Genomic DNA, 20,894 nt, shown 5'->3' on the forward strand with positions numbered 1-20,894 from the left:
CCATGACAGGGATCAATGAACAATCTGTGGACCTACGGGTCTCCGATGCGGACCGCAATGGCACGCTGCGGCGGCTGCACAATGCCGTGGCACTCGGACTGATCGACATCGCCGAGTTCGAGGAGCGCTCGGCGATGGTCTCGCACGCCCGTCTGCATTCGGACCTCGATGCGCTGGTGGGGGATCTGCCGGGACCTGGAGCCATCGTCACCACCGCCACCGACCGCGTCGAGTTGCGGGGTGTGCTCGGCTCACTGAAACGTCAGGGTGAATGGACCGTTCCGACCCGGCTGGCACTGGTGCGCCGGATGGGCTCGGTGGAGCTGGATCTGACCCGGGCCCGGTTCGCCGGGCCGATGGTGGTCATCGAGCTGGACATGAAATTCGGGTCGGTGGAGATCCGGTTGCCGGACGGCGCGAGCGCCTCCATCGACGACGTCGAGGTGATCGTGGGCAGCGCCGACGATCACCGTCGCGACGCGCCGGCCGACGGCTCCCCACACATCATCCTGACCGGCAAGGTGGTGTGCGGTTCGGTGGATATCCGTGGGCCGCGGCGCAACTGGAAGCTAACGCTGCGCCGGTCCTGATCTCAGCGGGGTTCGAGCACCGCGAACGTAAGGGTCGCGCGAGCCGCGAGTCGGTCGCGGGTGACGTCGGTGACGTCGACCGAGGTCACGATGAGGCGTTTACCGGCCCGTACGACCTTCGCCTCCGCGCGAGCCGTTCCCATGATCGGCGCGAGGAAGTGGATGTTGAGGTCGGCGGTCGTCACGTCGTAGCCGACCCCGCTGGCATTGCCGGCCAGCATCCCTGCCGCGATGTCGATCAGGGTAGCCACCAGCCCGCCCTGCAGGGCGCCGCGGACGTTGGCGAGGTCGGGCCGGTTGTCCATTTCGAGTACCAGCCGGTCGGCGCTCGACTCGACCTCGCGGTAGTCCAGCAGTTGCAGCACATGAACGGTTTCGGTCATCGCCGTGCCTCAGTCATCCCCGTACGGTAACACCATTACCGGTTCATGAGAGGAGCGCTCTCGCAGCGGTTACCGCAGCGCTTCGGTGGGGACGCCGAACCGCTCCTGATAGCCGGCGACCTGGGCGCGAACCTCCCCGGCGTCAAGACCGGTGTTGCTCCACGTGTAGCGCGCGCCGCCGTTGTCCCCGGGGTGTGCAGCCAGGAAGTCCCGCATGCGCTGTTCGGCCACCGGGGTGAGCTCGCGGTCCAGTGCCTCGTAGATGCCGCGGATCGTGGTGAACGGATCGCGGATGAAGTCGGCAAACTGGACGTCGACGATCTGGCCCGCGGCCAGTATCCCGGAGTCGCGGGCCTTCATCGAGTTCTCCAGCCCGACGACGATCTCCTCGCGCGATTGCGTGGCGCATTCGGTGATGTCGCTGTGATCGGAGGCCAGTCGACGCAGGTGCGTGGTGAGCGCGGCGATCGAGGAGATCACGTTGAGCGGATCGCGGTGGGTCTGCACGATCAGCGCGTCCGGGTACTCGGCGACCAACGCGTCCAGTTGCCACAGATGGGCAGGCGATTTCAAAAGCCACTGGGGTGCGGTACCTGGCCCGGGCACTCCGGACTGCAAGTGTTGCAGGAACATCCGGTGGTAGCGGTAGGCGTTGCGGTGGTCGGCATCGTGGAGCAGCCAGCGGTAGTACGTGGGTAGCCGGTACTGGGTCGAGAAGATCATGCTGCAGAACTGTCCGGCCGAAATCCGCACGCACTCCTGCCCGACCAGTGCTCCCATCGGGTGATGCGCCAACAGACCGGGCACCAGCTGCTCGGACATCTCGATGTTCGCCTGGATCTGGGCGATGCGCGGATCTGTGGTGTAGGTATCGGGTCGGGGCAAGGGCCATGGCGCGTCGACCTCCCAGGTGAGGGGCGGTCGTAGCGCGGGATCCTGGGCCAGCAGGTCGAACAGGATGGTGGTGCCGGTGCGAGGCTGACCGACGATGAAGATGGGCCGCTCGACTGGGGTAGCCGCAACAGCCGGATTGTCCTTGCGCCACTGCATGATTCGAAGGCGGTGAACGAGCGGGTTGACGATGTCCATGACGGCGATCTCGATACCCAGGTCGTTGAGCCGGGCTTCGCCTGCCAGCCCGTCGGCCAGGCGTGTGAGATCCTCGCGCCAGCCGTCGGGTTCCCCGAAGTCGTCGCTGTCTGCGATCGTGCAGGCTTGGGCGATCAGCGTGTCGGGATCGAAACGGTGCTGGGTCATCGCACCGTCACCTTCACCTCGGGTGCAGCCGGATTGTCCAGCCAGCGCAGCACCACGAACCCCCGGCGACGGCCGCCGGTGTCCAGCCAGTGGCCGTGGTCGGAGTCCTTGTTGCCGATGGCAATTCGCACCTTGCCGTCGGCGTCGGCCGCGACGCCTTTGTCCGTCACCGAACTGTGTCGGCGCCGGGGCTCGATGCACTCGTGCCAGATGTTCTCCAGCGTCACGTTCCAGTAGCGGGTGTCCGGCGGGATGAATTCGAGCTGCAGCGTCTCGTCGTCGGCAAGGTCGAACGTGCCGATCATGTAGAGGTTGTCGGGTCTGGTGTCCGCGGACCCCAGCGCGGCGGCCTCGGCGGTGACGAGCTCGTTGGGCCGGGTCAGCAGTTCCGGCTTGATGGTGCGGTGCAGAGTCGTCAGCTTCATCAGCGTCCAGGCCATCGCGGTGAACTGATCGGCCACCTCGGCGTCGGTCAGCGCTTGTGGGGGACCGGCGTCGAGGGTCGCGATCTGCAGGGTTGCCGGGGTCTCGGTGGCCGCGTCGCCGACGTATTCACGCACCACGATCGAGGCGGCGTCGGCGGGGATCTGCAGCCATTGCGCGCCGTCGAGTCCGGCCGGCCGCTCGGCCGACACGACGATCGTGAAGGTGTCGCCGTCGAGCTTCAGATCGGTGTCGCTGAGGTAGGCGGCCATCCGTCGCGGCGTCATGCCGGTGCCGGCAAGCACCTGAAAACCCAGATAGGCGGTGGTGCCGCGGGTTCCGGTGATCCGGTAGGTGCGGTCGCCGCGGATCATCGCGAGTAGGTAGCGGCCGTCGGGATTGGGGCCGCCGACCATCCGGGTGGGCGAGCACATGTCGAAGAACCACGGCACTTCGGGGTCGGCCTCCACCGACAGTTCCGAGCACAGTGCCGCCACCCGGGACACCACCCGTAGCCCGTCGAGCAGTTCGCGCTCGTCGCGGGCATCGCCTTTCACGATCTCGGTGATGTCGCCGAGCATTTTCTGGACGAACTGCCAGGCTTCGAGGGTTTTCGGGGCGCGTTCTTCGCTCATGCGAGACAGGGTCTCAAATGAGACGTAGTCTCATATGTGAAATGACCGAACCGATTCCCCTCAACATTCGCAAGCGGCAGGCCACCCGCGACCGGATCGCCGCATGCGCCGCCGCGCTGGTGGCTGCCGGCGGGCTGGCAGCCACCACGGTGGAACAGATCGCCGCCGAGGCAGAGGTCGGACGGGCCACCTTCTTCCGGTACTTCTCCTCAAAGGAGGACGCCGTCGCCGACGGGATGACCAGGCACTGGCTGGACGTGATCACCGCGCAACTGGCCGCCCAGCCCAGCGGATTGTCGGCGCACGAAGCGGTGGTGGCCGCGTTCGGAGACCTCGGCGACGGCTTCGACACGATCAGCGATCAGGTGCGTGAGCTGGCCGTACTGACCCGGTCGTCGCCGGCGCTGAGCGCCTGGACGCTGCAGATCTACGTCGGTTACGAGACGGCGATCGCCGAGTTGGTGGCCCCCAGATTCGCCGACCTGACCCCGGACGACGCCCGGCCGCGCCTGATCGGCGCGCTCGCGATGGCGGCGGTGCGCATCGCACTGGACGACTGGCTCGAGCACGGCGGGTCGCTGCCGCAGCGGGTGCGCACGGCGCTGGGGGCGTTGTCGGTGGGCTGACGATTAAGCTGTCCACATGCCAGTTCGTACCGCCCTGCGCCCCGGCGTGCAGTCACCGACCCTGCCGGTTCCGAAGTCGATCCCGCGGCCGGAATACGCGTGGAAGTCCACCGTGCAGGAGGGCAGCGAACCCTGGGTGCAAACCCCAGAGGTGATCGAGAAGATGCGCGTCGCGGGACAGATCGCGGCAGCGGCACTGGCCGAGGCCGGCAAGGCGGTGGCTCCCGGCGTCACCACCGACGAGTTGGACCGCATCGCCCACGAATACATGATCGACCACGGCGCCTATCCATCGACATTGGGCTACAAGGCATTTCCCAAATCCTGCTGCACCTCGCTGAATGAGGTGATCTGTCACGGAATTCCGGATTCGACCGTGGTCGAGGACGGTGACATCGTCAACATCGACGTCACCGCCTACATCGACGGCGTACACGGCGACACCAACGCCACCTTCCTGGCCGGCGACGTCTCCGAGGAGCACCGGCTGCTCGTCGAGCGCACTCACGAGGCGACCATGCGGGCCATCAAGGCGGTCAAGCCGGGGCGGGCTCTGTCGATCGTCGGCCGGGTGATCGAAGCCTACGCAAACCGGTTCGGCTACAACGTGGTTCGCGATTTCACCGGGCATGGCATCGGCACCACGTTCCACAACGGGTTGGTGGTTCTGCACTACGATCAGCCGGCTGTCGAGACCGTGCTGGAACCGGGCATGACGTTCACCATCGAACCGATGATCAACCTCGGGTCGCTCGACTACGAGATCTGGGACGACGACTGGACCGTGGTGACCAAGGACGGCAAGTGGACCGCTCAGTTCGAGCACACCCTGGTGGTCACCGAGGACGGCGCCGAGATCCTCACGCTGCCGTGACGCGGCAACCGTGAGCGGGGCGCTGCTGGTCGCCGGCACCACCTCCGATGCCGGCAAGTCCATGGTCGTGGCGGGGCTGTGCCGGTTGCTGGCGCGTAAGGGTCTGTCCGTGGCGCCGTTCAAGGCGCAGAACATGTCCAACAACTCGGCGGTCACCGTCGACGGCGGCGAGATCGGCCGCGCCCAGGCCATGCAGGCCCGGGCCGCCGGGCTGGCGCCCAGCACCAGGTTCAACCCCATCCTGCTCAAGCCCGGTGGGGATCGCACGTCGCAGTTGGTGATCCGCGGCCAAGTGGCCGGAACGGTGGCCGCCGGCGATTACTTCACCCGCCGGGAGCGGCTCGCCACCGTCGTCGCCGACGAATTGGCCTCGCTGAGATCCGAATTCGACGTGGTGATCTGTGAAGGGGCCGGCTCACCGGCCGAGATCAACCTGCGTGCCACTGACCTGGCCAACATGGGGCTGGCCCGCGCGGCGGACCTGCCGGTCATCGTCGTGGGTGACATCGACCGCGGCGGTCTGCTGGCCCACCTGCACGGCACCGTGGCGGTCCTGGCCCCCGAGGACCAGGCCCTGATCGCGGGATTCGTCGTCAACAAGTTCCGTGGCGACCCAGCCCTCCTCGAACCCGGACTGCGGCAGCTGCTCGAGCTGACCGGACGGCCCACCTACGGCGTGATCCCGTTCGACGACGGAATCTGGCTCGACACCGAGGATTCGGTGTCGGTCCGGCCCGGCGGCATGGTGGGCACACCGCAATCGCCCCGCGGGGCGCAGACACTCACGGTCGCCGCGATCAGGCTGCCGCGCATCTCCAACTCCACCGACATCGAGGCACTGGCCTGCGAGCCCGGCGTTGCGGTGCGCTGGGTCGCCGACGCCGCAGACCTCGCCGGCGTCGACCTCGTGGTGATCCCCGGAAGCAAAGCCACCGTCAGCGACCTGGCCTGGCTACGACGACGCGGCCTGGCCGAGGCCATTCTCGAACACGCAGACCAGGGCCGGCCCGTGCTCGGGGTGTGCGGCGGGTTCCAGATGCTGTGCCGCCGCATCGACGACGGCGTCGAGTCCGCGACCTCGGAAACAGTCGAGGGGCTGGGGCTGATCGATGCCGACATCGAATTCGCTCTCCAGAAAACCCTGCGACACTGGGAAGAACCGTTGTGGGGCTACGAGATCCATCATGGGCAGGTGACTCGCAGCGCGGCCGATGATTGGCTGGGGATCGGGCTGCGTCGCGGCGCGGTGTACGGCACCCACTGGCACGGTCTGCTCGACAATGACCGCCTGCGTCGGGCCTGGCTCACCGAGGTCGCCGCGGCCGCGGATCGCGAAGGGTTCGTGGTTGCCGACGACATCGACGTCCGGGGTCGGCGTGATGCCCAGTTGGATCTCATGGCCGACTTGCTGGCCGCACATCTCGACGTCGATGCCGTGATGGACCTGGTGTGGCACGGGCCTCCGCCGCGGCCCACCATGAGCACTGCGCTCGTCGACGTACCTCGGTAACCTGGGCAGATGAATCGGCGCCATCGGTGGGTGGCAGCTTTGGTGGGACTGGTCGCCATGACGACGGTGTCCGGTTGCTCGACCGTGGTCGCCGGATCTCCCACGTGGCCCGGAGCCACCCTCGAGAAGGTGTTGCTGACCCCCGCCGACTTCCCTCCGGGCGTGCAGTTCGATCGCGTGATCGACGACGGTGTGGGTCCGGGCGGATCCGGTGGGCCGCCACCGATGCTGTCCACACCGGCGGGATGCAGCGACGGGATGACCCGGGTGATCGCCGAATCCGCCGAGCGGGGCCCGGGCAGTGCCGCGCAGATCATCGCCGCCTACGACGGCGCGCGCATGGTGCTGACGGTGATGAGCTCGCCCTTGCCGCTCGATCGGCTGGCGGACACCGCGCAACGGTGCGCGCAGTTCTCCACGTATTTCGATCCGGCGGACAAGGGCATCCCGATGACCACCACCAAGCTCGCCGCGCCGCGTGCGTCGGCCCTGGCCTATCAACAGACCATGCGTCTGGGCGGTGGTGAACAGAGCATCTTCTTCGCCTTCGAAAACGTCGGCAACTGGGCGGTTTTCGGCATCGCATTCCCGGCCCAGAATCCATCGATCGTCGCCAAAGGTGCATTGCCGCAGACATTTCTGGATATTTTCGGTATCCAGGCCCACCGCCTCGACGCACGCTGACGCAGGCGTCAGGACAATATTGATTCCGGCCCGCACGTCGCTACTGGACGGTAGTTTGTCCGAATGCTTACCACCGTCGCGACGATCGACGGATTCACCACGCCCGTCGACGTCTCGGGACCCGAGAAGGGTTCCACCGTGGTGGTGCTGAGCGCGGGCCATCACGGTCCGGCCGCTTATGAGCCGATCTGCCGACGGTTGCACACCGCGTCACTGCGCACGGTGATCATCGGTCCCGATCCGCGATTGACCGCCAAGTCGGTGGTCGGCATTCTCGACTCGCTCAACATCAAATGGGCATTGCTGGTGGGTGACCGACTCGGGGGAGAACTCGCCTGGGAGCTGGCCGCCACCCGGCTGGACAAGTTCATCGGCCTGGTGGTCGTGGACCGCGGCCACCCACGTGTCGCCGACGCCACCGGCGTGATCCGCGACGACGAATGCCCCCCGGTGGAGATGAACACCACCGTGCTGGTCAGCACCCCGGCTGCTCGCGCAGTGGCCAAGGCCAGCCAACGCTATGTCTACGGTGACTTCCGCATGGTGGAGATGCCGGGCCGGCGCAATGCCGGTGATTCGACCGCGCAACTGGCGGCCGAGATCGTGCTGCGCACCAGTAGTTGGTGACCTGCGCTTCAGGTCCAGGTTCAGGTCCAGGTCCAGGTCACAGGCTCAGCCCGCCCGGCGGTTTGTCACGCTGGAGTGGCTCTGGCCGCCGAGTGTCACGCTGGAGTGACAGCAGATGTGGGCCGGTGACCGGACCGTTCGCGTTTGTCACGCTGGAGTGGCTCCGGCCGTCGAGTGTCACGCTGGAGTGACAACGCGGGGCGGGCTGAGCCTGCCCTCCGCGCGGGCGCTCAGTCAGCCGCCTCCGAAGGCATCCAGGCCTGCGGCAACCCCGGCTGCTGCGGGAACAGGAAATCCACAAACGCCGCCGCCGTGGGCTGCGGCTCATGATTGGCCAGGCCCGGGCGTTCGTTGGCTTCGATGAAGACGTACTCACGGCCCGTCACATCGGGCACCAGCAGGTCGATTCCCGTCACCGGTATGCCGAGCGCGTCGGCCGCTGCCACTGCGACCCGGCACAGTTCCGGGTTCACCTCCGCGGTGACGTCGTGGATCGTCCCGCCCTGGTGCAGGTTCGCCGTCCGTCGCACCCGCAGCCGCTCGCCCTCGGGCAGCACATCGTCGAATGACCATCCGGCCTCGGCGACCGTGCCCTTGGTGACGTCGTCGATCGGGATGCGCGATTCCCCACCGGTGGCGGCGGCGCGGCGCCGCGACTGCGTCTCGATCAGCTCACCGATGGTGTGCTTGCCGGTGCCGACGATCTCGGCCGGCCTGCGAATCGCGGCGGCCACCACCTTGCTGTCGATCACGACCAACCGAAGATCGTCGCCAGCGGCGCGCTGCTCGATCAGCACCTCGGGGTACTGCTCGCGGGCTCGGTGCAGCGCGGCGTCGAGTTCGTCGCCGCCGTCCACCCCGACGGTGATGCCCTTGCCCTGCTCGCCGCGGGTGGGCTTGACCACCACATCGCCGACCTCTGCCAGAAACTCGTGATCCTCGGCGTCGAAACTGGCCAGCCGGCCCTTGGGCACCGTGATGCCGGCGTCGGAGACGATGCGCCGGGTCTGGCGCTTGTCGTCGCAGCGGGCCATGGCCACCGCAGAAGTGAACTCCGAGAGCGACTCCCGGGTGACGACGCTGCGGCCGCCGTGCGACAGCCGCATCTCTCCGGCGCCTGCATCGAGAACCTCGACCCGGATGCCTCGGCGCATCGCCTCGTCGGCGATGATGCGGGCATACGGATTCAGATCGTCCACGGTCTCCGGAGGATGGGTGAACAACGGCTCGTTGATCGCGTTCTTACGCTTGACGGCCAGCACCGGAACGCGATGGAAGCCCAGCTTCTCGTACAGCGCGATCGCGGCGGAATTGTCATGGGCCACCGAGAGATCCAGGTAAGCCCGGCCCCGCTCGCGGAAGATCCCGGCCAGGGTCCTGGTGAGCGCATCGCCGACGCCGGGGAGTCCGGCGGCCGGATCCACCGCCAGACTCCACAGGCTCGACCCGTCCTCAGGGTCGGCGAACAGTCGCTTGTGGTCGACGCCGGTGACGGTGCCCACCACACTGCCGTCGTCGTCGCGCACCGCGACCAGATAGACCACGGCGGGGGTGAGGGTGTGGTTGTGCCAGATGACGTCGACGGGTGCGGGCACCATCCCGCACCGCACGTACACCCGGTTCATCGCGTCGGCGTCGTTCGGCGTCTGCAAGGTACGCACGGTGAACCCGACGGGGTCGGCCGCGGTGAGCTCATCGGTGAACCGCAACCGGTAGGTGTGGCTCGGGTCGATGAACAGTTCCGCGGGGGAGCGGGCGATCAGCACGTGCGATTCGCGGGCGTAGATGCAGATGTCGCGGCGGCCCGGGCCCTCCTGCTGCAGCACCTCGGCCAGTGTCTCGGGGTCGGCGAATGTCTGCCCGAAAATCAGCCGGCCCCAGCCTAATTCGAGCACCACATCGTCGGCCATGGCGTCGACGAGGTGCTGGGGGGAGGCATCGTGCAGGCCGAGCGTGATCGCCTCGGTGTGGTCGGGCTCCAGTGCCGGGGCCGACGCATCGTGGTCGGTGGCGGTCATGCCGCGGCTCCCGTCACACCGTGGCGCTGCAGCCACAACTCGAGCAGCGCGATCTGCCATAACTCGTTGCCACGCAGAGGAGTCAGCCTGCCGTTCGGGTCGGCCAGCAGCCGGTCGACGGCCTCGGGACGGAACAGCCCGCGCTCCTTGGCCTCCGGCGCATACAGCGCATCGCGGACCATGTCCAGGTACGGCCCCTCGAGGTGGGTCAGCGCCGGGACCGGGAAATACCCCTTGGGGCGATCGATCACGGCTGCCGGAATCACCCGGCGCGCAGCCTGTTTGAGCACACCCTTGCCGCCGTACGCGGTCTTCAGGCCCGGCGGGCAGGTGGCGGCCAACTCGACGAGCTCGTGATCGAGGAACGGCACGCGGCCCTCCAGACCCCACGCCATGGTCATGTTGTCGACCCGCTTGACCGGATCGTCGACCAGCATCACGGTCGTATCGAGCCGCAACGCCCGGTCCACCCCGGTCTCGGCGCCCGCCGCAGCGAAGTGATCGGTCACGAACACCCCGCTCGGGTCCCCGTCGGCGCGGTAGCTGTCGCTGATCAGCGCACTCACTCCGGCGCTGTCCCGGTCGAAGAACGCGCCCCGGTAGCTGGCCACCGAACCGTCAAGGCTGGCCGCGCCCGGTTCGGCCATCGGCGGGTACCAGTGGTAACCGGCGAAGACCTCGTCGGCGCCCTGCCCGGACTGCACCACCTTCACGTGTTTGGCCACTTCTTGGCTGAGCAGGTAGAAGGCCACGCAGTCGTGGCTGACCATCGGTTCGCTCATCGCGCCGATCGCCCCGCCGAGGGCGGGCAGCATGCGGTCGGTGTCGATCCGGATCTGGTGATGATCGGTTTCGAAATGCTCGGCGATGATGTCGGAGTACTTGAACTCGTCACCGGCCACGCCGCCCACGGACTCGAAACCGATCGAGAAGGTGGACAGACCGTGTTGGCCGGCTTCGGCGAGCAGGCCGACGATCAGCGAAGAATCGACCCCGCCGGACAGCAGGCACCCGACGGGCACATCGGCCACCAGACGCCGCTCGACAGCGCGCCGCAGTGACTCCAGTACCGCGTCCTCCCAGTCCTTTTCAGACCAGTCGGCCCGGTCGGCGTGCCGGCTGAAATCGGGTGACCAGTAGACGGTGGTGTGCCGGCTGCCGTCTGGTTCGATCGCGACCACCGACGCGGGCGGCACCTTCTTGATGCCCTGCAGGATGGTCAGCGGAGGGGGCACCACCGAATGGAACGTGAGGTAGTGGTGTAGTGCGATCGGGTCGATCCGGGTGTCGACGCCGCCGCCGGCCAGCAGTGCCGGCAGGGACGAGGCGAACCGGATCCGATGGTTGTCCTCGGTGATGTACAGCGGCTTGATGCCCAGCCGGTCGCGGCCGAGCAGCACCCGGCCGGTGTCCCGCTCGACGATCGCGAACGCGAACATCCCCATCAGGTGCTCGACGAACCGGTCACCCCAGTGGTGATAGGCCTTGAGCAACACCTCGGTGTCGCTGTGCGAGAAGAAGCGGTAACCGTGCCCGGACAGTTCCCGGCGCAGCTCCTGGTAGTTGTAGATGCAGCCGTTCCAGCAAACGGTCAATCCCAGTTCGGGATCAACCATGGGCTGGGCGCCCGCTTCGGTCAGGTCAATGATTTTCAGGCGGCGGTGACCCAGTGCGACCCGGCCTTGCGACCACACACCGGCCGCGTCCGGACCCCTGGGTGCCATCGCGTCTGCCATGGCCGACACCGCTGAAATATCCGGTGTCCGGCCATCGAGACGCACCTCCCCGGCGGCTCCACACATCAGTTCGACCCTACACAGGATCTGGCGTCGGTGCGTCACCCGCGGTGTGTCGGGGGTGTGACCAGGACATGTCGGACAGTGGCCCTATTCTCCTCGCATGAGGCCTGGATTCGGCTTCGGGATAGCCCGTGACGAGCTGATTCGCGATTTCGGAGCGCAGTCGACCGTGCGCGGCGAACGTTATGCCGCCGAGGGCCGGGTCCGCGACATCGAGTTCGATGCCGACGAGCGTCTGCTGCGCGGACGGTGCGTGGGTTCGCATGGTCAGCTGTATGTCCTTGAGGTCGGACTGTCGCCGGGAAGTCGGGCTGTCGTCGAGTGGGCACTGTGTTCATGCCCCGTGGGGTCGTTCTGCAAACATGCCGTCGCCCTGGTGCTGGCGGCGTCCCCGGCCGATGCGGCCCATGAGCCGGTGGAGCGTTGGCGCTACGTGCTCGACAAGGTGCTCGACGAGGTGGCCGCCCCGGCAGGGGGCGGCAAACCGATCGCGCTGGAATTCTCCATCGGTGCACCCACCCGCTACCGCCCGGGAACCCTGCTGATGCTGCGTCCGCTGACGCTGGGCAAACGGGGCACCTGGATCACCCGCGCATTGACCTGGGGTCGCCTCGCGGACTATCCCGATTCGGGCGAGTTCGATCGCGAGCAGTACCGGGCGGTGCGGGCGCTGGTGTCGGAGATGGTGCGGTACTCCTCGCCGCACAGCGGCGAGGGAATGATGCTCAACGGAATGCCCGCCACCTTGTGGCCACGGCTCGACGACGTGCTCGCCGCCGGCGTGACCATCCTGGCAGACGCCGCAACGGGCATCCGTGCGGTCGAGTTGGCCAAGAACGTCCACCTCCGGTTGGACTTCGCCGCCGAGGGCGGCGGCGGTGCGGTGATGTCAGTGTCCCTGATCGTCGACGGACAGGAACGCGAGCCCGACGGCGTCGGGCTGATCGGGATGCCCGCTCCGCACGGGATGTTCCAGGTTGTCGACTCGGTGCTACGCATGGGTGCCTTCGATCCGGTGCCCGCACGCACCATGGCCGAAATGCTGGGCCACCACGAGCAGGTGCACATCCCGGCCGACATGGCGCGCGAACTCGCGGTCGACATCCTGCCCCGGCTGGCCAGCAGCGTGGACATGGAGGTCGCCGACGGTCTCTTCGTCCCACCGACCATCACCGGCCCGAAGCCCGCGCTGACCGTCAAGGTCGTCGACGGCGGCGCACGGGTCTTCTGGAGCACCCGGTACGAGGTCAACGATCAGCATCACGACTTCGACCCGTTGTCTTCGGCCGGGCTGATCGGATATCGCGACCCGGCCGCGGAGGAGGAGCTCTGGCAGCGGGTACTACCGGCGTTGCAGGTGGTCGCAGCGGCCGCGCAGGACTGGAAACGTCAAGCCTCACAGCATGTCAACCGCCGGATCTCCACGACGCTCGACGCCGAGGCCGTCCACGAGTTACGGGCCATCGTCAATGCCGTGAGTGCTGTGGACGCGGTCGCGGTCGCGTCCCGGCGCACTCTGCTGGGCGGCGTCACTCTCACCGCGGTGGAGGCCGCGGTGCTGTGTGACCACACCCTGCCGCAACTGGACTGCTACGCGGAGCTGATCGTCGATGCCGATGGCCGGTACCGAGCTGCCGGTGCCGACCCGGTGCTGTCGTTCTCCGGGGACACCTCCGTTCCGGGTGACTGGTTCAACCTGAACGTCACGGTGTGCGTGGACGGCGAGACGGTGGCCCTGCCCGAGGTCATTCGCGAATTGGCTACTGGCGCAACGCACATGTTGCTGCCGTCGGGTATCTACTTCCGGCTCGACACGCCGGAGCTGGTCCGGTTGAGGGCACTGCTCGACGAGGCGCGTGCGCTCGGTGAGATCGACGGGGACCGGGTCAATGCCGCATCGCTCAACGTCACATTGTGGGACGAACTGCTGGAGCTCGGCGTTGTCGACGAGCAGCTCGCCCGGTGGCGGGCGAATCTGGCGCGTTTGGCCGCCGCGCGTCCGCCGGCGCCCATCGAACCGCCCGCGGGCCTCGACGCCGACCTGCGCGACTACCAGCGGGACGGGCTGGACTGGCTTTCGTTCCTGTGGGACAACGGGATCGGCGGAGTGCTTGCCGACGACATGGGCCTGGGCAAGACCGTGCAGACCCTGGCGCTCATCGCGCGGGCGGTGAGCGGAGGTGCCGGGAAGTTCCTGGTGGTGGCGCCGACGAGCGTGGCCCGCAACTGGGTGGCCGAGTGCCGCAAGTTCACCCCCGACCTGAATGCGGTGGTGCTGACCTCCACCACCGCCCGGGCGGCGGTGGGGTTGGCCGAACAGGTGGCCGCGGCCGATATCGTCGTCACCTCTTACACGCTGCTGCGCATGGATATCGCCGCTTATTCGCAAATCCCATGGGCTGGAATGGTTCTCGACGAGGCCCAGTTCGTCAAGAATCATCATAGCAAGACCCATCAGGCCGCTCGCCTGCTCGAGGTGCCGTTCAAACTGGCGATCACCGGCACACCGATGGAGAACAACCTGATGGAGTTGTGGTCGCTGCTGTCGATCACCGTGCCCGGTCTGTTCCCGTCCCCGAAGGTGTTCGAGACGTACTTCCGTAAGCCGATCGAATCGGGCCAGGCCGACGACCTGCTTCCGGTGCTGCGCCGGCGGATCAAACCGGTGCTGTTGCGCCGCACCAAAGGCCAGGTGCTCACCGAGCTGCCCCCGAAGAGCGAGCAGGTGCTGACCATCGGCCTGAGCGCCAAGCACCGCAAGATCTATGACACGCGGCTGGCGCGGGAACGCCAGAAAGTGTTGGGACTGCTGGGGGACTGGGAGAAGAACCGGTTCCAGATCTTCCGGTCGCTGACCCTGCTGCGCCAGCTCAGCCTGCACCCGGGGTTGATCGACGACGCCGCACGCTCGGTAGGTTCGGCCAAGATCGACTTCCTGGTCGAACAGCTCGATCAGCTGGTGGCAGAGGGACACAGTGCGCTGGTGTTCAGCCAGTTCACCGGGTTCCTCGGCATCGTCAGGTCGCATCTGGATTCCGCGGGGATCGCCTACAGCTACCTCGACGGTTCCGTCGACTCCGACGGCAGGGCCAGGGCCATCGAGGAATTCGGTGCCGGTACCAAGCAAGTGTTCCTGATCAGCCTGAAGGCGGGGGGATTCGGGCTCAACCTCACCGCCGCCGACTACTGCTTTCTGTGCGACCCGTGGTGGAGCCCGGCCGCCGAGGCGCAGGCTGTCGACCGGGCCCACCGCATCGGGCAGGCCCGGCCGGTCAGCGTCTACCGTCTGGTCGCGGAGAACACCATCGAGGAGAAAGTGGTTGCGCTGCAGGACCGCAAGCGGGCCCTGTTCGCCGCGGTGGTCGACGACGGCGATCTGTTCGGCTCGGCCATCACCGCCTCCGATATCCGCGAACTCCTCGGCTGATCAACCGGAGACGGGCGCGCTGGCGGTGTCCACCTGCTTGATCGGACCGGTGAACCAGTGCTTCACCGAAGCGTGCCAGTAGATGAAGAGCAGGATCAGCACGCTGCCCACTAGCAGCGGGGTGTAGTTCACAAACTTCCACTGGAAGCTCGGATCCCACGGCATGCCACCGAGCGAGGTGGGGAACATCGCGATGATCGCGGTGACGATGATCTCGACGATCGCCACCGGCGCCATCCACTTGTACCTGTTGCCGACATTCCACTTGCCCTGCTCGAAGGAGTCGCCGGCCTTCCACCGGTAGTAGATCGGTACCGCGAAGCACAGGTACAGGCCCACCACACCGATCGAGACGACCGCGTAGAACGCGACCGGGGACGGCACGTCGACGCCGTTGACCGGAATCTTCACCGGCACGATGGCGGGCAGCGTGATGATCGCGGCGATCACCGCAGTGATGATGACGGCGTTCGCGGGGACGCGGGTGGCGCTGATCTTCGACCACAATTGGTGTCCGGGTACCGCGCGGTCCCGGCTGAAGGCGAACAGCATGCGCGAGGCGCTGGTCTGGCAGGCGGTGGTGCAGAACAGTTGGCCCGCGGTGGCGATCAGCAGCACGACGCCGGCCCACTTGGATCCCAGTGCCTGGGTGAAGATCGTTGCGACCGCGCCACCATTGGCCGAAACCTCGTCGGAGTTCTGCACGGCGAACAGGAACGACAGCAACAGGATCCAGCCACCGATCGCCGAGTAGAAGATCGACTGCCAGATGCCCTTCGCGGCGGCATTGGCCGCGCTCTTGGTCTCTTCGGACAGGTGCGCCGACGCGTCATATCCGGTGATCGTGTACTGCGTGAGGATCGCCGAGATCGGTAGCACGAACAGCAGGAAGCCCCAACCGGACGTCGAGCCGGAGAAGATCCCCGAATTGTTGATGGTCTTCGCGAAAACATCAGAGACACTGGCATGTTGGTCCGGGAGCAGCCACAGGATCGCGATCACCGCGGAGGCGCCGGCGACGTGCCACCACACCGAGACATTGTTGATGACGGCCAGCAGGTGTGACGAGAAGATGTTGATCACGGCCGAGACGGCCAGGATGAGCAGGAACATGATGAACACCCGGGTCAGGCTGTAGCCGGCCAGCCAGGATTCGCTGAACGTGCCCAGGGTGAGATCCAGGAATGTCGCGCTGCCGTAGGACACCGATGCCAGGATCGCGATCAGGCCGATCAGGTTGAGCCAGCCGGTGTAGAAGCCGGCCTTGGGCCCACCGAGTTTGGACGCCCACCAATAGATTCCACCTGAGGTGGGGTAGGCGGAGACCAGTTCGGCCAGGCAGAAGCCGATGATCAGGATGAAGACCGAGACGATCGGCCACCCCCAGGCGATGGCGGCCGGGCCGCCGTTGTTCCAGCCCAATCCGAACGACGTGAAGCAACCGGCGAGGATCGAGATGATCGAGAACGAGATGGCGAAGTTGGAGAATCCTGACCAGGACCGCTGCAGTTCCTGGACGTAACCGAGTTTGGCGAGATGTTGTTCGTCGTCCGTGAGTTGTTCGGTGAGTTCTTCGTGCCCCTCGGGCATGGCGGCTCCTCGTGTGCCGGGCGGTGGGCGGTCTGCCAAACGGACCATAGAACTTTATTGGTCTGTTGTCCTACCTTTTGACGTGACAATCGTGCTAATTCGGTGCACGATCGTCACGTCATCGGCGAGACAATGGTCGGCTGGACGTCAGGTTGGTCGGCAAGCCCCACACGGGCAGGAGGGTGCGCAATGAGCCAGAACCCCGGCATGCTGGCACGAGCCGATCTGGAGCAAATGGTGGCGGCGGGTGAGATCGACACCGTGATCGTCGCCTTCTGCGATATGCAGGGCCGGCTGACGGGCAAGCGGGTTTCGGGCCGGTTGTTCGTCGAGGAGGTCGCCGCCCACGGCGCAGAGTGTTGCAACTACCTGCTCGCGGTCGACGTCGACATGAACACCGTCGGCGGCTACTCGATGTCGAGCTGGGAAACCGGCTACGGCGACATGGTGATGACAGCCGACTTCAGCACCTTGCGGTTGATCCCGTGGCTGCCCGGCACCGCGCTGGTGATGGCGGACCTGTCGTGGCTCGACGGTCGCCCCGTCGAACAGGCGCCCCGCAGCATCCTCAACCGGCAGATCGATCGCCTGGCCGAGCGCGAACTCGTGCCGTACGTCGGGACCGAGCTCGAATTCATGGTGTTCGACAACACTTTCCGGGAGGCGTGGGCGGCGGGCTACCGGGGCCTGACACCGGCCAGCGACTACAACGTCGACTACGCCATGATGGCGTCCACCCGGATGGAACCGCTGCTGCGCGACATCCGCCTCGGCATGGAGGGCGCCGGGTTGTACTGCGAGGGCGTCAAGGGGGAGTGCAACCTGGGTCAGCAGGAGATCGCGTTCCGCTACGACCACGCCCGCAACACCTGCGACAACCACACCATCTACAAGAACGGTGCCAAGGAGATCGCCGACCAGCACGGCAAGAGCCTGACGTTCATGGCGAAATTCGATGAACGCGAAGGCAACAGCTGTCACATCCACGTCTCGCTACGCGGCGAGGACGGGTCTCCCGTGTTCGCCGACGAGTCCGATCCGCAGGGAATGTCGTCGATGTTCCGCAGCTTCATCGCCGGTCAACTGGCCACGCTGCGCGAGATGACGCTGTTCTACGCTCCGAACATCAATTCCTACAAGAGATTTGCCGACGGCAGTTTCGCGCCCACGGCCATTGCCTGGGGTATGGACAATCGCACCTGCGCGTTGCGGGTGGTCGGCCACGGGCCGGGTATGCGGGTGGAATGCCGGGCACCCGGGGGAGACGTCAACCAGTACCTGGCCGTGTCGGCACTGATCGCGGGCGGTCTGTACGGCATCGATCACGAGCTGGAACTTTCCGACCCGCTGCCGGGCAATGCCTATTCCAGTGGGGCGCAACGGTTGCCCACCACGCTGGCCGAGGCGGCTGAGCTGTTCGAGAAGTCCGAGGTGGCGCGCACGGCATTCGGGGACGACGTCGTCGAGCACTACCTCAACAACGCGCGCGTCGAATTGGCGGCGTTCAATTCCACGGTGACCGACTGGGAAAGGGTCCGCGGCTTTGAACGGCTCTGATTTCAGCGCGAGCAGACGGTCAGGCCCGGTCATCGGCATGACGACCTATCTGCAGCAGGCGCAGACGGGGGTGTGGGACGTTCGTGCCAGTTTCCTGCCGCAGATCTACTTCGAGGGTGTCACCCGTGCCGGTGGCATCGCACTGCTGTTACCGCCGCAGCCGGTGGACCGCGACATCGCCGATTCGGTACTCGACCGCGTCGACGGGCTGGTGATCACCGGCGGTCCGGACGTCGATCCGGCGCGCTATGGACAGCAGTCCCACCCGGCCACCAACGAGGCGCCCACCGAGCGCGATGCCTGGGAGTTCGCGCTGCTGGAAGCTGCTCTGCGACGCGGTGTTCCGGTGCTCGGCATATGCCGGGGCGCGCAGGTTCTCAACACCGCTCTCGGCGGCACCCTGCACCAGCACCTGCCCGAGGTGATCGGTCACACCCATCATCAGAAGGGCAACGCGATATTCGGCACATCGGCGGTGCTCACCGTTCCGGGTACCAAGCTGGCAGAGCTGATCGGTGGCGCATCCGATGCGCAGTGCTATCACCACCAGGCCATCGACCGGCTCGGTGAGGGCCTGGTGGTCAGCGCCCGCGACAGTGACGGCGTGATCGAGGCCGTCGAACGTGATCCAACGCTGCCCGGCGATGTGTTCGTGCTGGGCGTGCAGTGGCACCCGGAGGAGAGCCTCGATGATCTACGGTTGTTCACCGCCGTGGTAGAGGCAGCCAGAATCTATGCGACAGAGAGGGTTTCATGACATCCAGTCAGGTCGTCAACCCGGCTACCGAGGAGGTGCTGACCATGGTCGGTCATCTCGATGTCGCCGCGGTCGATGACGCGGTGGCCCGTGCCGCGGTGGCGCAACGGGCCTGGGCCCGCCTGGCGCCGGCCGAGCGTGCCGCCGCACTGCGCGCCTTCGCCGGTGTCGTCGACGCCCACATCGATGAGCTGGCCGCCCTCGAGGTGGCCAATTCCGGGCACCCGATCGGCCAGGCCGAATGGGAGGCCGGGCACGTCCGCGACGTTCTGCAGTTCTACTCGGCCACTCCGGAGCGGTTGAGCGGCAAGCAGATCCCGGTGGCCGGCGGCCTGGACGTCACGTTCAACGAGCCTCTGGGCGTGGTCGGCGTGATCACGCCGTGGAACTTCCCGATGACCATCGCCGCATGGGGCTTCGCCCCGGCGCTGGCCGCAGGCAACGCCGTCGTGCTCAAGCCCGCCGAATGGACCCCGCTGACCACGATCCGGCTCGGTGAGCTCGCCATCGAGTCGGGCTTGCCGGAGGGGCTCTTTCAGGTGCTGCCGGGCAAGGGCTCGGTGGTCGGAGAACGGTTCGTCACCCATCCAGGCGTCCGCAAGGTCGTGTTCACCGGATCCACCGAGGTGGGGATGCGAGTGATGGCCGGCGCGGCGGCCCAGGTCAAACGGGTGACCCTGGAGCTGGGCGGCAAGAGCGCCAACATCGTGTTCGACGACTGCGATCTGGAGAAGGCCGCGGCCACCGCACCGTACGGGGTGTTCGACAACGCGGGACAGGACTGCTGTGCGCGGAGCCGGATCCTGGTGCAGCGCAAGGTCTACGACCGGTTCATGGAGCTGCTGGAGCCGGCGGTCAAGGGCGTGGCCGTCGGGGACCCCACGGTGCGCGACACCGAGATGGGGCCGTTGGTGTCCCGTCCGCACTGGGAGTCGGTGTCCTCCTACGTGCCTGACGGCGCCCCGGTCGCATTCCGGGGTTCGGCCCCCGAGGGACCCGGGTTCTGGTTTCCGCCGACGGTGTTGACGCCGCAGCGCACGGACCGCACCGTGACCGACGAGATCTTCGGTCCGGTGGTGACCGTGCTCCCGTTCGAAGACGAAGCGGACGCCATCGCACTGGCCAACGACACGCCCTACGGTTTGTCGGGCTCGATCTGGACCGACAACCTCTCGCGCGCGATGCGGGTGTCGCGGGCCGTGGAATCGGGAAATCTCAGCGTCAATTCACACTCCTCGGTGCGCTACAACACGCCGTTCGGTGGTTTCAAGCAGTCCGGGCTCGGACGCGAGTTGGGGCCTGACGCACCGCTGTCCTTCACCGAGACCAAGAATGTCTTTTTCGCAGTAGAGGAGCTGTAGATGGATCTGACCCAACGTCTGGCCGGCAAGGTCGCCGTCATCACCGGTGGTGCCAGCGGCATCGGCCTGGCCACCGGCCGGCGATTGCGCGCCGAGGGCGCCACGATCGTGGTGGGCGATATCGACCCCGCCACCGGAGAGGCCGCCGCCGAGGAACTCGACGGATTGTTCGTCGGGGTCGACGTGTCCGATCAGGATGCCGTCGACAACCTCTTCGACACCGCGGCGGCGACATTCGGCGCGGTCGACATCGCGTTCAACAACGCCGGGATCTCGCCTCCGGACGATGACCTGATCGAGACCACCGAACTGCCGGCCTGGCAGCGGGTGCAGGACATCAACCTGAAATCGGTCTACCTGTCGTGCCGGGCGGCGCTGCGCCACATGGTGCCCGCGGGCAAGGGCTCGATCATCAACACCGCATCGTTCGTGGCGGTGATGGGCTCGGCCACCTCCCAGATCTCCTACACCGCATCCAAGGGCGGCGTGCTGGCGATGTCTCGCGAACTCGGCGTGCAGTATGCGCGGCAAGGAATCCGGGTCAACGCCCTGTGCCCCGGGCCGGTCAACACCCCGCTACTGCAGGAGTTGTTCGCCAAGGATCCCGAGCGTGCCGCCCGCCGGCTGGTACACATCCCGCTGGGCCGTTTCGCCGAACCCGAGGAGCTGGCCGCCGCGGTGGCGTTCCTGGCCAGTGACGACGCGTCGTTCATCACCGGTTCGACATTCCTCGTCGACGGCGGCATCAGCTCCGCGTACGTGACGCCCCTGTGACA

17 protein-coding genes are annotated in these 20,894 nt (G+C 66.7%); 11 read left to right on the forward strand and 6 right to left on the reverse strand.

All coding sequences use genetic code 11. From position 1 onward, the window contains the following. Positions 1-2 precede the first annotated feature (2 nt). Entirely contained in the window at positions 3-590 is a 588-nt protein-coding gene (locus AC4LGL_RS10985; protein WP_491838720.1) for a DUF1707 SHOCT-like domain-containing protein, read from the forward strand. Positions 591-592: 2 nt separating this feature from the next. Here the strand turns inward: AC4LGL_RS10985 and AC4LGL_RS10990 are convergent, their stop codons facing one another. The 3 genes from AC4LGL_RS10990 to AC4LGL_RS11000 form a co-directional block, all read right to left on the reverse strand. Beyond that, a complete protein-coding gene (locus tag AC4LGL_RS10990) occupies positions 593-973 on the reverse strand; it encodes a PaaI family thioesterase (protein WP_491838721.1) in 381 nt (126 codons plus the stop codon). 69 nt (positions 974-1,042) lie between these two features. Further along, positions 1,043-2,230, reverse strand: a complete 1,188-nt coding sequence (locus AC4LGL_RS10995; RefSeq protein ID WP_491838722.1) for a sulfotransferase family protein — start codon at positions 2,228-2,230, stop codon at positions 1,043-1,045. Continuing rightward, the gene (locus AC4LGL_RS11000; protein ID WP_491838723.1) at positions 2,227-3,288 is read right to left on the reverse strand and encodes a DUF1214 domain-containing protein; all 1,062 of its coding nucleotides are present in this window, start codon (positions 3,286-3,288) and stop codon (positions 2,227-2,229) included. The genes AC4LGL_RS10995 and AC4LGL_RS11000 overlap by 4 nt, the downstream gene beginning before the upstream one ends. A gap of 41 nt (positions 3,289-3,329) precedes the next feature. Here AC4LGL_RS11000 and AC4LGL_RS11005 point away from each other — a divergent pair, with 41 nt between their 5' ends. From AC4LGL_RS11005 to AC4LGL_RS11025, 5 genes are all read left to right on the forward strand, one after another. Then, a complete protein-coding gene (locus tag AC4LGL_RS11005; RefSeq protein ID WP_491838724.1) occupies positions 3,330-3,914 on the forward strand; it encodes a TetR family transcriptional regulator in 585 nt (194 codons plus the stop codon). Positions 3,915-3,930: 16 nt separating this feature from the next. Next, positions 3,931-4,788 carry a type I methionyl aminopeptidase gene (map, locus tag AC4LGL_RS11010; RefSeq protein WP_491838725.1) on the forward strand — a complete coding sequence of 286 codons (858 nt, stop codon included), beginning with the start codon at positions 3,931-3,933 and terminating at the stop codon, positions 4,786-4,788. A 10-nt stretch (positions 4,789-4,798) separates the two neighbouring features. Then, on the forward strand, positions 4,799-6,298 hold the full coding sequence (locus AC4LGL_RS11015) for a cobyric acid synthase (protein WP_491838726.1): 1,500 nt from the start codon (positions 4,799-4,801) through the stop codon (positions 6,296-6,298). 9 nt (positions 6,299-6,307) lie between these two features. Then, complete coding sequence (locus tag AC4LGL_RS11020; protein WP_491838727.1) at positions 6,308-6,982, forward strand: hypothetical protein; 675 nt, start codon at positions 6,308-6,310, stop codon at positions 6,980-6,982. Between the two features lie 63 nt (positions 6,983-7,045). Continuing rightward, complete coding sequence (locus AC4LGL_RS11025) at positions 7,046-7,609, forward strand: alpha/beta fold hydrolase (protein ID WP_491838728.1); 564 nt, start codon at positions 7,046-7,048, stop codon at positions 7,607-7,609. A 230-nt stretch (positions 7,610-7,839) separates the two neighbouring features. Here AC4LGL_RS11025 and ngg read toward each other — a convergent pair whose 3' ends face one another. Together ngg and AC4LGL_RS11035 are read right to left on the reverse strand one after the other, a co-directional pair. After that, positions 7,840-9,627 (reverse strand): N-acetylglutaminylglutamine synthetase, encoded by a 1,788-nt coding sequence (ngg, locus tag AC4LGL_RS11030; RefSeq protein WP_491838729.1) that lies wholly within the window; start codon positions 9,625-9,627, stop codon positions 7,840-7,842. Beyond that, positions 9,624-11,429 (reverse strand): N-acetylglutaminylglutamine amidotransferase, encoded by a 1,806-nt coding sequence (locus tag AC4LGL_RS11035; protein WP_491838730.1) that lies wholly within the window; start codon positions 11,427-11,429, stop codon positions 9,624-9,626. The genes ngg and AC4LGL_RS11035 overlap by 4 nt, the downstream gene beginning before the upstream one ends. Positions 11,430-11,526: 97 nt before the next feature. On the opposite strand from AC4LGL_RS11035, the gene AC4LGL_RS11040 reads away from it, so the two are divergent. Beyond that, a complete protein-coding gene (locus tag AC4LGL_RS11040; protein ID WP_491838731.1) occupies positions 11,527-14,853 on the forward strand; it encodes a DEAD/DEAH box helicase in 3,327 nt (1,108 codons plus the stop codon). Here the strand turns inward: AC4LGL_RS11040 and AC4LGL_RS11045 are convergent, their stop codons facing one another. Further along, positions 14,854-16,443, reverse strand: coding sequence for an amino acid permease (locus AC4LGL_RS11045; RefSeq protein WP_491838732.1), 1,590 nt, complete (start codon positions 16,441-16,443; stop codon positions 14,854-14,856). Positions 16,444-16,632: 189 nt separating this feature from the next. Here AC4LGL_RS11045 and AC4LGL_RS11050 point away from each other — a divergent pair, with 189 nt between their 5' ends. Genes AC4LGL_RS11050 through AC4LGL_RS11065 form a run of 4 tightly spaced genes read left to right on the forward strand, consistent with a single transcriptional unit; the run spans position 16,633 to position 20,892 of the window. Then, entirely contained in the window at positions 16,633-18,000 is a 1,368-nt protein-coding gene (locus AC4LGL_RS11050; protein WP_491838733.1) for a glutamine synthetase family protein, read from the forward strand. Between the two features lie 37 nt (positions 18,001-18,037). Next, the gene (locus AC4LGL_RS11055) at positions 18,038-18,757 is read left to right on the forward strand and encodes a gamma-glutamyl-gamma-aminobutyrate hydrolase family protein (protein WP_491838734.1); all 720 of its coding nucleotides are present in this window, start codon (positions 18,038-18,040) and stop codon (positions 18,755-18,757) included. Further along, positions 18,754-20,118, forward strand: coding sequence for an aldehyde dehydrogenase family protein (locus AC4LGL_RS11060; RefSeq protein WP_491838735.1), 1,365 nt, complete (start codon positions 18,754-18,756; stop codon positions 20,116-20,118). Before AC4LGL_RS11055 ends, AC4LGL_RS11060 begins: the two co-directional genes overlap by 4 nt. Then, positions 20,119-20,892 carry a 3-oxoacyl-ACP reductase gene (locus AC4LGL_RS11065; protein WP_491838736.1) on the forward strand — a complete coding sequence of 258 codons (774 nt, stop codon included), beginning with the start codon at positions 20,119-20,121 and terminating at the stop codon, positions 20,890-20,892. It abuts the gene before it with no gap. Positions 20,893-20,894 lie beyond the last annotated feature (2 nt).

Source organism: Mycolicibacterium arcueilense, from assembly GCF_058536225.1.

Excerpts from the sequence above, each read along its gene's own strand:
- AC4LGL_RS10985 (WP_491838720.1), top strand. The coding sequence starts at position 3 with ATGACAGGGATCAATGAACAATCTGTGGACCTACGGGTCTCCGATGCG.
- AC4LGL_RS11055 (WP_491838734.1), top strand. The coding sequence starts at position 18,038 with ATGACGACCTATCTGCAGCAGGCGCAGACGGGGGTGTGGGACGTTCGT.
- AC4LGL_RS11065 (WP_491838736.1), top strand. The coding sequence starts at position 20,119 with ATGGATCTGACCCAACGTCTGGCCGGCAAGGTCGCCGTCATCACCGGT.
- AC4LGL_RS11005 (WP_491838724.1), top strand. The coding sequence starts at position 3,330 with ATGACCGAACCGATTCCCCTCAACATTCGCAAGCGGCAGGCCACCCGC.
- AC4LGL_RS11000 (WP_491838723.1), bottom strand. The coding sequence starts at position 3,288 with ATGAGCGAAGAACGCGCCCCGAAAACCCTCGAAGCCTGGCAGTTCGTC.
- AC4LGL_RS11045 (WP_491838732.1), bottom strand. The coding sequence starts at position 16,443 with ATGCCCGAGGGGCACGAAGAACTCACCGAACAACTCACGGACGACGAA.
- AC4LGL_RS11060 (WP_491838735.1), top strand. The coding sequence starts at position 18,754 with ATGACATCCAGTCAGGTCGTCAACCCGGCTACCGAGGAGGTGCTGACC.
- map (WP_491838725.1), top strand. The coding sequence starts at position 3,931 with ATGCCAGTTCGTACCGCCCTGCGCCCCGGCGTGCAGTCACCGACCCTG.
- AC4LGL_RS10995 (WP_491838722.1), bottom strand. The coding sequence starts at position 2,230 with ATGACCCAGCACCGTTTCGATCCCGACACGCTGATCGCCCAAGCCTGC.
- AC4LGL_RS10990 (WP_491838721.1), bottom strand. The coding sequence starts at position 973 with ATGACCGAAACCGTTCATGTGCTGCAACTGCTGGACTACCGCGAGGTC.
- AC4LGL_RS11035 (WP_491838730.1), bottom strand. The coding sequence starts at position 11,429 with ATGTGTGGAGCCGCCGGGGAGGTGCGTCTCGATGGCCGGACACCGGAT.
- AC4LGL_RS11040 (WP_491838731.1), top strand. The coding sequence starts at position 11,527 with ATGAGGCCTGGATTCGGCTTCGGGATAGCCCGTGACGAGCTGATTCGC.
- AC4LGL_RS11025 (WP_491838728.1), top strand. The coding sequence starts at position 7,046 with ATGCTTACCACCGTCGCGACGATCGACGGATTCACCACGCCCGTCGAC.
- AC4LGL_RS11020 (WP_491838727.1), top strand. The coding sequence starts at position 6,308 with ATGAATCGGCGCCATCGGTGGGTGGCAGCTTTGGTGGGACTGGTCGCC.
- ngg (WP_491838729.1), bottom strand. The coding sequence starts at position 9,627 with ATGACCGCCACCGACCACGATGCGTCGGCCCCGGCACTGGAGCCCGAC.
- AC4LGL_RS11050 (WP_491838733.1), top strand. The coding sequence starts at position 16,633 with ATGAGCCAGAACCCCGGCATGCTGGCACGAGCCGATCTGGAGCAAATG.